This window comes from Flavobacterium pectinovorum, assembly GCF_900142715.1.
GTDB classification, from domain to species: Bacteria; Bacteroidota; Bacteroidia; order Flavobacteriales; family Flavobacteriaceae; genus Flavobacterium; species Flavobacterium pectinovorum.
This window is the reverse complement of record NZ_FRBX01000001.1, coordinates 1,387,140-1,400,064: the sequence shown is the minus strand read 5'-3', so window position 1 is coordinate 1,400,064 and position 12,925 is coordinate 1,387,140. Positions and strand designations below refer to the sequence as shown.

Genomic DNA, 12,925 nt, shown 5'->3' with positions numbered 1-12,925 from the left:
TTGCCAAAAAATTTACTCATGAAGTTCGTACATCGTTTTGCTTATTATTTAATTGGTCTTATTATGGGATGCTTTTTTGTAGCCCTTGTCTTTAGCGGAAAAGATACCCGTTGCAATTATTTTCCAAATGCCCGAGTTTTAAACAATTTAAGAACCAAACCTTTTCAATATTCTGATAAAGCAATTCAAACTTTAAACGAAAAATGGGTTGATACTGCAGATGTAAAAAATACATTGACTTACGGAGATGTTGATTTTGACCAAAGTAATGTGCCACTAAAAAAAGGAAAACTTTACATTATAGAAGGAAAAACAGTTAAGAATCAAGAAATTATTTTAAAAGTAATTAACTATGAAAACAAAGCTGTTTTAGATGAGATTATTAAAAAATAAAAAAAGAAAGCCAGTTAATATATAACTGGCTTTCTTTTTTTATTTTTTAATAATACTTCTTACATCAACTTTATTCTCTGAATCTATAATTTTAATGTAATAAATTCCTTTACCAAAATCTTTTATAGAAATTTGATTATCATATCCTTCAGAATTCTTATTCAATAATAATTTCCCATTACTGTCATACATAAATATAGTATGTTTACCAACATCAGTTAAAGTAATATTAATAATATCTGATGTTGGATTTGGATAAACTATCGTTTTAAGAGCTTTTTCAAAATTTGCAACATCCAAAGTATTACAATTTTCAGAAAATTTAATATCTAAATAAGCCAATCTATTAGTTAACCAGGTTGAAATATATTCTATTTCACCTTCGTCAGCATTATAATCTGGCCAGGCTAAATGTTCTCTTTCATAAACTCCATTTTCTTTCAGTGTATTATAATTACTTGTAAGCATATCCATTAACTTATCATGAGTAATTAATGTACTTCTTAACTCCTGCCATCTTAAATTTAGCTTTTCACGAAAACCACCTGTCGAACAATCATTTAAAAGACGATTGTATAAACCATTTGAAATCAAATCATTTGTAACATTTCCTTTTTCTCCATTAAATATTCTTCCTAAAGTACCATCTAAATCCCACGGGATAAAGAAGAAAGGCTTATTTGAATCATATTTAGCTAAGTATGTATTTTTTCCACCATTATCAGTTGCCCTAAGCAAATTAAGAAAGATAAAGTAATCTACAGCATTATCAATTTGCACTTTATTTTTATATTGACTATAAAAACTATTATCTTCCTCATTAATAACAAAATAAATAAAATCATATAAATTTTTCCAATCTATTACTTCATTTGGGTATTTATATTCAAAACCTCCCCATAATAAATTATTATTATCATATTCATAAATACCGGCGAATGTTGTATTTGTTGCCCAATCTACTTCCTTATATAATTCACCTCTAATATTTCCATTGTGTTTTTTTAACTTTAAAAGTTTTCTATTGACCTTTTCACCAACACAATATACACCTCTATATTCACCATTTAAAAATAATTCAACATATTTCATTTCAATACCACTTACTGCTTCTGGCTCAGAATTAATATAATATGGTTTATGTATTAATTTCCATAAATCATTATTAGTCTTACTATGAAACCTAAGTGGTTCATTATACATTGCTTGTAAATTCCAACCATCATCAGAATGCATTCCTAATAAGCTTTCATCATGACTTTCTAATCCTTGTGGGTCATTCAAAAATTTAACTTCCATAGATTTCTTATCAAAGAATTGCGAATAACCTCCTCTATATTGGATACCAACGTACGAGTTAATATTTTTTTGATCGCTCTCAATTAATCTGAAATCAGCCAAAACATTAGACTCATCAATGATTGCATTATTTGCAGTAATTGTAATTAAAGGTAATGCAGTAAAATAAAGAATGTATTTTTTGCTATCGCTTGGATTAATTAAACTATATGGAGTTCCTAACTTAATTACACTAACAGGAATTTCAAAATTATAACTAACATCCAATGTTATAGAAGATTTTTCACCTTCCCACGTACTGTTAACATAATTTACGTCCAGATTGGTTACAATGAGTGACTTGTTAATATCAATATTATATTGATTAGAAGGAATAATAATTATTTCTTGTGCATAAGAAATATAAAAAGAAAAAAAAAGAAAAATTAAAAGTAGTTTTTGTTTCATAGGTGGCATTTTATCAAAAATGCAAAAATAGTCTTAACCATAACAAATCCTAGTTTACACAAAAAAAATGCTTTACCTTTAAAGATATTTTTACTCCTAAAAAAAACCTTTTTAAGACACAATTATATAAATATCAACACTTTGTATTATAAAATATAATTTTAAAAAAAAACTTTTAAAAAATTAATTTAAAAGCTTTTTTCTGATTAAATAAATATTATAAATATCAAGAATAAAAAAGATAATTAAAATAAGCATAAAAACCAATTAACATCTACGCCTCTTACCACTCAATTTCTTTCATTTCCTTCGATTTCAGAAACTCATTTGTCAGGCTAAAATGTTTATTCCCAAACCAAAATCCTCTATTTGCACTTAAAGGTGATGGATGCCCTGACTTTAAAATATGATGTTTTGAAGCATCAATTAATGCCGCTTTCTTTTGAGCAAAGCCTCCCCAAAGTAAAAAAACAACATTTTCGCTTTCTGCAGAAATTTGTTTAATAACAGCATCTGTAAATTTCTCCCAACCTTTTCCCTGATGGCTTCCAGCTTCAGATTGGCGAACTGTTAAAGTAGCATTTAAGAGAAAAACTCCCTGATCTGCCCAACGCACCAGATTACCTGTTTTAGGCATTGGCTTATTTAAATCAGTTTCGATTTCTTTAAAGATATTCTGAAGAGATGGAGGAAACGGAATTCCGTCATTAACCGAAAAACATAGTCCATTTGCCTGATTAGGTCCATGATATGGATCCTGACCAATGATAACAACTTTTACCTGATCAAAATGACAATGATCAAAAGCTGAAAAAATTTGACCGCCTTTTGGATAACAGACCTTGGTTGTATATTCAGATTTCACAAAATCAATTAATTCTTTGAAATATGGTTTTTCAAATTCTTCATTTAAAACTGGTTTCCACGAAGAATGCATTTTTATGTCCATGATAATTTTTATTGCGAATTTCAGAAATTTTTAAGTAAAATCATATTTACAAAGCCATAAAATTTAGGCAATAAGTTTGTCGAATTCAATCATACTATTTTCGTACTTTTGTACGTACTTTATTAAAGGAATTAAATGATTAGTATTACCGAAAAAACATTACAAGATTTACAATTTCCAACAGTTCTCGAAACCATTTCTGCAGGCTGTAATACCGATATTGGAAAAGAAAAAGCTTTACAAATAACACCATTTAGAGATAAAGAAACATTGATGCAGGCTTTAATGCAGACATCAGAATATGTTTCGTCTTTTGAAAATAATAACGCAATTCCGAATCACGGATTTGATGCCATTACACATGAAATAAAATTTCTGGCAATTGAAGATAGTTTCCTTGAAGTTGGAAGTTTTAGAAAAATTGCAACGCTTTCATCAACAGCAAATTTCTTATTGAATTTCCTTAAAAAATTCGACGATTATTATCCCAATTTAAATGCAAGAGCTTCAAGAGTTGAATATACCAAAGATATTGTTACTCTCATTGATGCGATTGTAGACAAATATGGTGAAATAAAAGACAATGCCTCACCTGCTCTTTTGAGTATTCGCCAAAATATGAATATCGTTCGCGGTAAAGTAAACCAAAGTTTTGGAGTTGCTCTTTCTCATAACAATAGTCTTGGTTATTTAGATGATATCAAAGAAAGTTTTGTTCAAAACCGTCGTGTTTTAGCCGTTTTAGCCATGTATCGCCGTAAAGTAAAAGGTTCGATTTTAGGAAGTTCTAAAACAGGAAGCATTGCTTACATCGAACCAGAAGCTACTTTGCAATATTCCAGAGAATTAGCGAATCTTGAATACGAAGAAAAAGAAGAAATTACCCGAATTTTAAAGCAATTATCAAATCAAATTCGACCGTTTTTACCAATATTAATTGAATATCAGGAGTTTCTAAGCGATATTGATGTTGTTGCAGGAAAGGCAAAATATGCTAACAGAATCAACGGAATTTTACCAACTATTACTGAAGAAAGAAGATTGTTTTTCAGAGAAGCATATCATCCGATTTTATATCTGAATAACAAACAAAAAAATGAAGTTACGCATCCGCAAACAATTGAATTAAAACAAGATAACCGAATTATTGTAATTTCGGGACCTAATGCGGGAGGAAAAACAATTTCGCTTAAAACCGTTGGCTTATTACAATTGATGTTACAATCAGGAATGTTGATTCCGGTTCATGAAAGAAGTGAAACTTTCTTATTTGATAGAATTTTAACGGATATTGGAGATAATCAATCTATTGAAAATCACCTGAGTACCTATAGCTACCGATTAAAAAACATGAATTATTTCCTTAAGAAATGCAATAAAAAAACCATGTTTTTAATTGATGAATTTGGTACGGGTTCTGATCCTGAATTGGGTGGTGCTCTGGCTGAAATTTTCTTAGAAGAATTTTATCATCGTGAAGCTTTCGGAATTATCACAACGCATTATTCAAACTTGAAAATCCTTGCAAACGAATTGCCTTTTGCTACAAATGCGAATATGATGTTCGATGAAAAATCACTTGAGCCAATGTATAAACTAGCTTTAGGTCAGGCCGGAAGCTCGTTTACTTTTGAAGTTGCCTTGAAAAATGGAATTCCGTTTGGATTAATAAATCGTGCCAAAAAGAAAATCGAAGTTGGAAAAGTTCGTTTTGATAAAACCATTGCAACACTTCAAAAAGAGCGATCTAAATTGGAAAAAACTTCTATAAATCTTAAAGAAGAAGAAACAAGAGCTCGTGAGGAAAGTAAAAAGATGGAGAACATCAATGTAAAAATCAAACAGAAACTGGAAAGCTATCAGGAATTATATGACAGCAACCAAAAGACAATTTACATTGGTCAGAAAATCGAAGACATTTCAGAAAAATATTTCAATAATAAAAACAAAAAAGAACTTATTGGAGAATTTTTGAAAATCATAGAAATTGAAAATTCAAAACGTAAAAAAGCTACTCCAAAAGAAGCCAAAGCTATAATCGAAAAGAAAAAAGAAGTTATTGCCGAAGTTTCAGTTCAAGTTGAAGAAATCAGAAAAGAGAAAAAAGAAAAGAAACTTAAACCTGTTATCGAAAAACCAAAACCAATTTTAAAAGTTGGTGACAGAGTAAGAATGCTTGATGGAAGATCTGTTGGAAGTATTGATTCAATCGAAAAAAATAAAGCTACAGTCAATTACGGAATTTTTACTTCGAAAGTGAGTCTGGATGAATTGGAATTTGTAGAAGCCGGGAAGAAATAAGTTTTCAGTTTTCTATCGGAGTTTTCAGCGTTGAAATGTCAAATCTTACTCAAAAATCAAAATAAGACGATTTAAGAACTGATTTTAAAAAATACGATTTGGAAGATGTAATTTTTTATAAAATTAATTATAAACAGTTTATGGATGCGTTTTTTGATTTGTAGAATTTATAATAATTTTAGTTTTAATAGAATTAATCGATACATTAAAAAAACACAATCTTCTCAGAAATGACAAAACGTATCCAGCTTTGTCAAAGTTTTAAGCTTTGACAAAGATTTACCTAAAATATACAAAATGCAAAATCTTCCAGAAAACAAAAAAATAATCCTCTTCGATGGTGTTTGCAATTTATGCAACAGTTCAGTTCAGTTTATCATCAAACATGATAAAAAAGATATTTTTCGTTTTGTAGCATTGCAATCAGAATTGGGAATTGAGATTTGTAAATATATTGGTGTTGACCAAAATAAGATTGATAGTATCATTTTATACAATCCTGGTGTTGCTTATTATTATAAATCAACGGCGGCTATTGAAATTGCGGAAGAACTTGGCGGAATTTATAGTTTGATTTCTGTTTTAAAAATATTCCCGGAAAAAATTCGAAACTATATTTACGATTACATTGCTAAAAACCGTTACAAGTGGTATGGCAAAAAAGAAAGCTGCATGATTCCTACCCCGGAATTGAAGGCGAAGTTTTTATAAAAATCAGCCCACGGATTTTTACGGATAAAGCCGATTTACACAGATTTTATTTATTATTTATTCTCATTTTATGTCATCCCGAGGAACGAGGGATCTTATCTTCGTAAGTAGCTCTACAATCTTAATACATACTTTACATTATTTCTTTGCGGACTTCGACTTCGCTCAGTCTGACATAGAATACGATTGATAGAAAAAATTCTTATGAAACCTAGTGCCCTAGCCCTGATAGAAGCGGTATCCTTTTATTTTTTTTCTTTAGAAAAAATAAAAGATACAAGCGGATAGCAGGAAATAGCTCCTTACTCTTCGACTTCGCTAAGAGTGTCATTTGGGTGAAATTTTCCAATAAAAAATCCCAAACTCCAGTTTTAAATTGGAATTTGGGATTTTTAATTTAAAAATTCATCAGAAACTACCTAATCAACTTTCTGTATTTCAAACGTTTTGGAGTTAAATCACCACCTAAACGTTTCTTTTTATTTTCTTCATATTCAGAGAAACCTCCTTCGAAATAATAAACTTCAGAATCTCCTTCGAAAGCTAGAATGTGCGTACAAATTCTGTCTAAGAACCATCTGTCGTGCGAAATAATTACAGCACATCCAGCAAAATTCTCCAAACCTTCTTCAAGGGCACGAAGTGTATTTACATCTAAATCATTTGTAGGCTCATCTAATAAAAGTACGTTTCCTTCTTCTTTCAAAGTCATTGCAAGGTGCAAACGGTTACGCTCACCACCTGAAAGCATTGAAACTTTTTTGTTTTGCTCGCCTCCACCAAAGTTAAAACGAGATAAATAAGCTCTTGAGTTTACTTGTTTTCCACCCATCATAATCAATTCCTGACCATCGGCGAAGTTTTCCCAGATTGATTTATTCGGATCAATATTAGAGTGCGACTGATCTACATAAGCGATTTTAACCGTTTCTCCAACAGAAAATTCTCCGCTATCCGTTTTTTGTTCACCCATAATCATTTTAAAAATGGTCGATTTACCAGCACCGTTCGGTCCGATAATTCCAACAATTCCGGCTTGTGGCAAAGTGAAATTTAAATTATCATATAATAATTTATCTCCAAAAGCTTTGGCTACATTTTTTGCTTCAATAACATTCGTACCTAAACGTGGACCATTTGGAATATAGATTTCCAAGTTTTCATCCAGTTGTTTTTGGTCTTCGTTTAATAATTTGTCGTAATTCTGTAAACGTGCTTTTTGCTTTGTCTGACGACCTTTTGCTCCCTGACGAACCCAGTCCAACTCGCGTTCCAACGTTTTTCTACGTTTAGAAGCTACTTTTTCTTCTTGTGCCATACGGCTTGATTTTTGGTCTAACCAGGAAGAATAATTTCCTTTCCACGGAATACCTTCTCCTCTATCTAGTTCTAAAATCCAACCAGCAACATTATCTAGGAAATATCTATCGTGCGTTACCGCAATTACAGTTCCTGCATATTGTGCCAAATGTTGCTCTAACCATAGAACAGACTCAGCATCAAGGTGGTTGGTAGGCTCATCAAGAAGTAATACATCTGGCTGTTGCAACAACAAACGACATAAAGCTACACGACGACGCTCACCTCCTGAAAGGTTTTTAATTGGTGTATCACCTTCTGGTGTACGCAATGCATCCATTGCGATTTCTAATTTTGTATCGATTTCCCAGGCACCAAGAGCATCAATTTTATCTTGCAAAGCAGCCTGACGATCCATCAACTTATCCATTTTATCAGGATCGGAATAGTTTTCTTCAAGACCAAATAAATCGTTAATTTGATTGTATTCTTCTAAAACTGCCATAGTTTCAGCAGCTCCTTCACGAACAATTTCGATAACTGTTTTAGAGTCATCAAGAATTGGCTCTTGTTCTAAATAACCTACAGTATAACCAGGTTGAAAAACAACATCTCCCTGATAGTTTTTATCAACTCCTGCAATAATTTTTAATAAAGAAGATTTTCCTGAACCATTAAGTCCTAAAATACCAATTTTAGCACCATAAAAGAAACTCAGGTAAATATTTTTAAGTACTGGTTTGTCTGCTCCCTGATAGGTCTTACTCAATTTCTGCATTGAGAAAATTACTTTCTTATCGTCTGACATTTGTTTGTTTTTATTTTAATTAATTATTTTCTATTGATTGTATATTGCAATTGATTTTTGCAATTAATGTTTTTTTTAGACTCTACCTTTTAATGCATTAAAAACCCAGGCATTAGCAAAAAAGCCAACACCTACTGCTACAAACCCCCAGCCTGAAACATCTCTGTATCTAAAAGCGCCAAGACCTATAAGCAACAATCCCATAAGTATCATTATAAAAGTAGCCCATCCTAAAACGGTATTTTTATTCATTCCCATAATTGTGTAATTATTATTTTTAAGTAGTAAAATTTTTAGAAAGGCAAATATCGTGAATTTTAACGGCTTAATTAAATATTTTGTAAAGCATTTCTTTTAGTAAATCTGATTGTGGTAAAGCATTTGCTCCTACTCCCTTACTTTTAACATCTACATCACGCAAAGCCCCAACAATCTGACTCACTTTTCGCATCGGATAATTTTTAATTGCCAAATCATATTCCTTTAAAAAATAAGGATTTACGCCAATTGCCGCCGCTACGTTTTTAGGATTTTTATCTTTAAGTCCGTGGTATTTTAAAAGCTGAACAAAAAATCCAAAAACCAGTCCGGTTGTCATTACCAAAGGATATTCTTTTGGATTATGGGCAAAATTTTCTGCAATTTTATAGGCTTTCAATTGATTACGTTCGCCAATTGCTTTTCTAAGTTCAAAAACATTGTAATCTTTACTAAAACCAATATTTTCCTCAATATGCTGCGGTGTAATCATCGTTCCTTGTGGCAAAATGATTTGAAGTTTCTCCAGTTCATTGTTGATTTTACTCAAATCAGTACCCAGGAATTCCACCAGCATGGCGTTTGCTTTTGGGTCAATTGTGTATTTTTTTCCAGCTAAAACACGTTTAATCCAATCACCAACCTGGTTTTCGTACAATTTTTTACTTTCGTAAACAATTCCGTTTTGCGCTAATAATTTAGTGACTTTTTTACGTTTGTCAAGCGTTTTATATTTGTAGCAAAAAACCAAAACAGTTGTTTCCATTGGGTTATTTACATACGATTCGATTTTATCAATTGTTCTGGATAAATCTTGTGCTTCTTTCACGATAACAACTTGACGATCAGCCATCATAGGATAGCGCTTGGCCGTTGAAACTATATCCTCCACAGAAACATCTCTTCCGTATAAAACAGTCTGATTGAATCCTTTTTCTTCTTCAGAAAGTATATTTTGTTCAATATATTCAGATAATTTATCGATATAATAAGGCTCCTCGCCCATTAAAAAATAAATTGGTTTTATATTTCCTGCTTTTATATCATTAACAATTTTTACAACTTCGTCCATTTAATTTTGATTGCAGATTTTAGACTTCAGATTTCAGATTGAAAACCATAATCTTTAAACTTATTTTATATTTTTGCTTTATGTTAAAGCTAAATTTTCCTTCATATACTTTCCGATTCAAAAATAGCGAAAATAAAGTGTCTATTTTTGATGAAATCAGGAAAAAATTTATCATTCTTACTCCAGAAGAATGGGTTCGCCAACATGTTGTTCATTATTTAATGAATGAAAAAAAATACCCAAAATCACTCATAAACGTAGAGAAAGTTTTGACAATAAACGGATTACGAAAAAGATATGATATTGTAGTTTTTAATTCTGATGGTTCTATACATATATTGGTAGAGTGCAAAGCTCCAGAGGTAAAAATATCACAAGCAACTTTTGATCAAATTGCCCGTTATAATATGACAATGCAGGCACGATTTTTGAAAGTCACAAATGGTCTGACTCATTATTACTGTCAGATGGATTTTGAAAACGAAAAATATGAGTTTTTAAAATCTTTACCGGATTATAAAGAAATTTACTAAATAATAAAAAATACTTTTGGATAAAATAGCTGTTGTCATTTTAAATTGGAACGGAGTAAAATTGTTGGAACAATTTTTACCTTCAATAATTCAATTTTCAGAGGAAGCCACTATATATGTTGCAGATAATGCTTCTACAGATAATTCGATAGATTTTGTCAGGCAAAATTTTCCAACAATAAAAATCATAAAAAATAGCGGTAATCACGGTTTTGCAAAAGGCTACAATGATGCCCTGAAAGAGGTAAATGCAGAAATTTATGCCTTAGTTAATTCTGATATTGAAGTAACAGAAAATTGGCTAAAACCTATTATTGATACCTTTGATTCTGAAAAACAAACCGCAATCATTCAGCCTAAAATCCTGGATTTTAAAAACAAGGAATATTTTGAATATGCCGGTGCAGCAGGTGGTTTTATAGACAAATATGGTTTTCCATTTTGTCGCGGAAGAATTTTTGATACACTAGAGAAAGACAACGGTCAATACGATGATAATTGCGAGTTATTCTGGGCATCCGGGGCTTGTTTTTTTATTCGAAAAGAGGTCTATGACGAATTAAAAGGATTTGATGAAACTTTTTTTGCACATCAGGAAGAAATTGATTTATGCTGGCGTGCTGCAAATGAAGGCCATATAATCAAATACAATTCACAATCTGTTGTTTATCATGTTGGAGGCGCAACACTACAACAAGGGAATCCTAAAAAAACATTTTTGAATTTCAGAAATTCATTATTGATGTTAGTCAAAAATTTACCTAAAAAAGGTTTATTTTTTGTAATTTTCTTCCGAATGATTTTGGATGGTATTGCTGGCATCCGTTTTCTTACGCAAGGAAAATTTAAACATACTTTTGCTATTTTAAAAGCGCATTTTTCATTTTATTGTATATCTTTAAAATATTTACGCGAGCGAAAAGATTTTCAGATACAGCAATACTATACCGTAAAAAGTATCGTTTACTTGTATTACATTAAGAAATTGACTGTATTTAAGGAAATCTTTAACAGTAATCAAAATATTAAAAACTAAATTTGTAATCAACGTTTAATTAAATATAATACCTATGAGAAAAATAGTTATCGCACTATCAGTATTAATGGCCTTAACTTCGTGTGTATCGAAAAAGGAATATGCGGCGCTTGAAGCTAAACAAAAAGAGACACAAGATTTATTAAACTCTTGCACAGTTAAATTAAATTCTTGTCTAGAAGAAAAAGCAGGATTAGCAGCAACAGCTGAAAGTTATAAAGCACACAATCAAGACTTAATTAACAGCTCAAAAGATTTAACAGTTTTAACTACAAAAGGTGCTGAAAACCTTGAAAAATCTTTAGAAAGCTTAAAAGAAAAAGATTTAAAAATCTCTAGACTTCAAGATGCGCTTACTAAAAAAGACAGTGTAACTTTAGCATTAGTTACAAGTTTAAAAGGTGCAGTTGGAATCAACGATCCGGATATCGAAATCAATGTTGAAAAAGGAGTTGTATTCATCTCTATCGCTGATAAATTGTTATTTAAAAGTGGAAGTTATGACGTAACTGATGCAGCAAAAGGCGTTTTGGCTAAAGTTGCAAAAGTTGTAAACGACAAACCTGATTTTGAATGTATGGTTGAAGGTCACACAGATAATGTTCCTTACAAAAGCAACGGTGTTTTGTTAGACAACTGGGATTTAAGTGTTAAACGTTCTACTTCTATCGTTCGTGTATTAACAAATGACCTTGGTGTTAACCCTGCAAAATTAATTGCTGCTGGTAGAAGTTCATACATTCCATTAGTTGCAAACGATACTCCTGAAAACAAAGCACGTAACAGAAGAACTCGTATTGTTGTTATGCCAAAAATCGATCAATTCTACGATATGATTGAAAAAGAAATGAAAAAACAAGCTAAATAATCTGGCTTTTCATTTTATAGAATATACAAAAAGCAGGTCAATTGACCTGCTTTTATTTTACTCTTAACTTTTTTTAATAACCAATTAAATATTAATTAAGAATAGCATTATTTTTAAATTAACTAACTAAATTTTAACTATCCTAAAATTAGTTAAATATTTTAAATAATTATACTATTTCAGTATTTTTTTACAAAATATCGATATCGCCCTTCCCTTCTCTTACAATAACCGGTTCATGTTCGGATAAATCTATAATTGTCGAACCAACATTATCCCCATAACCACCATCAATTACCATATCAACCAGATTTTGCCACTTCTCAAAAATTAACTCAGGATCTGTTGTGTATTCAATTACATCATCTTCATCACGAATAGAAGTCGAAACAATTGGATTTCCTAATTGGCGAACAATTTCCAAAGCAATATTATTATCAGGAACACGAATACCAACAGTAGTTTTCTTTTTAAATTCTTTTGGTAAATTATTATTACCGGGTAAAATAAATGTATAAGGTCCAGGCAAAGCTCTTTTTAGAATTTTAAAAGTAGAAGTATCAATCTGACGCACATAATCTGATAAATTACTCAAGTCATGACAAATGAATGAAAAATTTGCTTTTTCTAACTTCACTCCTTTAATTTTTGCGATTTTCTCCAAAGCACGAGAATTGGTAATATCGCAGCCCAAACCGTAAACAGTATCTGTTGGATAAATTACCAAACCTCCATTTTTAAGCACTTTTACAACTTTTGCAATTGCAGCTTCACTAGGTTTATCGGGATATATTTTTATAAATTCGGCCATTTTTAATTTTGTTTAAAATTTAATTTTGTTTCTGGTTTCAGGTTCAAGTTTATCCAAGTCCGTTTAACCGCAAAGTTCGCAAAGATTTATGCAAAGCACACAAAGCTTTGTGAACTTTAAAGTAAAACACAGCTTAATTT

The 12,925-nt window shown here is 31.0% G+C and carries 12 protein-coding genes; 6 read left to right on the top strand and 6 right to left on the bottom strand.

The window, feature by feature from the left end; all coding sequences use genetic code 11:
- The first annotated feature begins 18 nt into the window (after window positions 1-18).
- Entirely contained in the window at window positions 19-393 is a 375-nt protein-coding gene (locus tag BUE22_RS06035; RefSeq protein WP_073394154.1) for a DUF4258 domain-containing protein, read from the top strand.
- A gap of 39 nt (window positions 394-432) precedes the next feature.
- Here the strand turns inward: BUE22_RS06035 and BUE22_RS06030 are convergent, their stop codons facing one another.
- Together BUE22_RS06030 and BUE22_RS06025 are read right to left on the bottom strand one after the other, a co-directional pair.
- The gene (locus BUE22_RS06030) at window positions 433-2,139 is read right to left on the bottom strand and encodes a CotH kinase family protein (protein WP_124020537.1); all 1,707 of its coding nucleotides are present in this window, start codon (window positions 2,137-2,139) and stop codon (window positions 433-435) included.
- Between the two features lie 283 nt (window positions 2,140-2,422).
- Complete coding sequence (locus BUE22_RS06025; protein ID WP_073394152.1) at window positions 2,423-3,088, bottom strand: uracil-DNA glycosylase; 666 nt, start codon at window positions 3,086-3,088, stop codon at window positions 2,423-2,425.
- Window positions 3,089-3,223: 135 nt separating this feature from the next.
- On the opposite strand from BUE22_RS06025, the gene BUE22_RS06020 reads away from it, so the two are divergent.
- Together BUE22_RS06020 and BUE22_RS06015 are read left to right on the top strand one after the other, a co-directional pair.
- Complete coding sequence (locus tag BUE22_RS06020) at window positions 3,224-5,389, top strand: endonuclease MutS2 (protein WP_073394151.1); 2,166 nt, start codon at window positions 3,224-3,226, stop codon at window positions 5,387-5,389.
- A 297-nt stretch (window positions 5,390-5,686) separates the two neighbouring features.
- Entirely contained in the window at window positions 5,687-6,100 is a 414-nt protein-coding gene (locus BUE22_RS06015) for a thiol-disulfide oxidoreductase DCC family protein (RefSeq protein WP_073394150.1), read from the top strand.
- Between the two features lie 415 nt (window positions 6,101-6,515).
- On the opposite strand, the gene ettA is transcribed toward BUE22_RS06015, so the two are convergent.
- From ettA to holA, 3 genes are all read right to left on the bottom strand, one after another.
- Window positions 6,516-8,207, bottom strand: a complete 1,692-nt coding sequence (gene ettA / locus BUE22_RS06010; RefSeq protein ID WP_042567052.1) for an energy-dependent translational throttle protein EttA — start codon at window positions 8,205-8,207, stop codon at window positions 6,516-6,518.
- A gap of 75 nt (window positions 8,208-8,282) precedes the next feature.
- Window positions 8,283-8,465 carry a CAL67264 family membrane protein gene (locus BUE22_RS06005; protein ID WP_035666747.1) on the bottom strand — a complete coding sequence of 61 codons (183 nt, stop codon included), beginning with the start codon at window positions 8,463-8,465 and terminating at the stop codon, window positions 8,283-8,285.
- Window positions 8,466-8,532: 67 nt separating this feature from the next.
- Complete coding sequence (gene holA / locus BUE22_RS06000) at window positions 8,533-9,537, bottom strand: DNA polymerase III subunit delta (RefSeq protein WP_073394149.1); 1,005 nt, start codon at window positions 9,535-9,537, stop codon at window positions 8,533-8,535.
- An 80-nt stretch (window positions 9,538-9,617) separates the two neighbouring features.
- On the opposite strand from holA, the gene BUE22_RS05995 reads away from it, so the two are divergent.
- The 3 genes from BUE22_RS05995 to BUE22_RS05985 are packed head-to-tail and all read left to right on the top strand — an operon-like array spanning window position 9,618 to window position 11,974.
- Window positions 9,618-10,070, top strand: a complete 453-nt coding sequence (locus tag BUE22_RS05995; protein WP_073394148.1) for a type I restriction enzyme HsdR N-terminal domain-containing protein — start codon at window positions 9,618-9,620, stop codon at window positions 10,068-10,070.
- A gap of 16 nt (window positions 10,071-10,086) precedes the next feature.
- Complete coding sequence (locus BUE22_RS05990; protein ID WP_073394147.1) at window positions 10,087-11,106, top strand: glycosyltransferase family 2 protein; 1,020 nt, start codon at window positions 10,087-10,089, stop codon at window positions 11,104-11,106.
- 34 nt (window positions 11,107-11,140) lie between these two features.
- A complete protein-coding gene (locus tag BUE22_RS05985; RefSeq protein WP_042567056.1) occupies window positions 11,141-11,974 on the top strand; it encodes an OmpA/MotB family protein in 834 nt (277 codons plus the stop codon).
- Between the two features lie 190 nt (window positions 11,975-12,164).
- Here BUE22_RS05985 and BUE22_RS05980 read toward each other — a convergent pair whose 3' ends face one another.
- Entirely contained in the window at window positions 12,165-12,785 is a 621-nt protein-coding gene (locus tag BUE22_RS05980) for an L-threonylcarbamoyladenylate synthase (RefSeq protein ID WP_042567057.1), read from the bottom strand.
- Window positions 12,786-12,925 lie beyond the last annotated feature (140 nt).

Bases quoted from the DNA above. Each gene is read 5' to 3' on its own strand.
- BUE22_RS06035 (WP_073394154.1), top strand. From the start codon at position 19: ATGAAGTTCGTACATCGTTTTGCTTATTATTTAATTGGTCTTATTATG.
- BUE22_RS06030 (WP_124020537.1), bottom strand. From the start codon at position 2,139: ATGAAACAAAAACTACTTTTAATTTTTCTTTTTTTTTCTTTTTATATT.
- BUE22_RS06025 (WP_073394152.1), bottom strand. From the start codon at position 3,088: ATGGACATAAAAATGCATTCTTCGTGGAAACCAGTTTTAAATGAAGAA.
- BUE22_RS06020 (WP_073394151.1), top strand. From the start codon at position 3,224: ATGATTAGTATTACCGAAAAAACATTACAAGATTTACAATTTCCAACA.
- BUE22_RS06015 (WP_073394150.1), top strand. From the start codon at position 5,687: ATGCAAAATCTTCCAGAAAACAAAAAAATAATCCTCTTCGATGGTGTT.
- ettA (WP_042567052.1), bottom strand. From the start codon at position 8,207: ATGTCAGACGATAAGAAAGTAATTTTCTCAATGCAGAAATTGAGTAAG.
- BUE22_RS06005 (WP_035666747.1), bottom strand. From the start codon at position 8,465: ATGGGAATGAATAAAAATACCGTTTTAGGATGGGCTACTTTTATAATG.
- holA (WP_073394149.1), bottom strand. From the start codon at position 9,537: ATGGACGAAGTTGTAAAAATTGTTAATGATATAAAAGCAGGAAATATA.
- BUE22_RS05995 (WP_073394148.1), top strand. From the start codon at position 9,618: ATGTTAAAGCTAAATTTTCCTTCATATACTTTCCGATTCAAAAATAGC.
- BUE22_RS05985 (WP_042567056.1), top strand. From the start codon at position 11,141: ATGAGAAAAATAGTTATCGCACTATCAGTATTAATGGCCTTAACTTCG.
- BUE22_RS05980 (WP_042567057.1), bottom strand. From the start codon at position 12,785: ATGGCCGAATTTATAAAAATATATCCCGATAAACCTAGTGAAGCTGCA.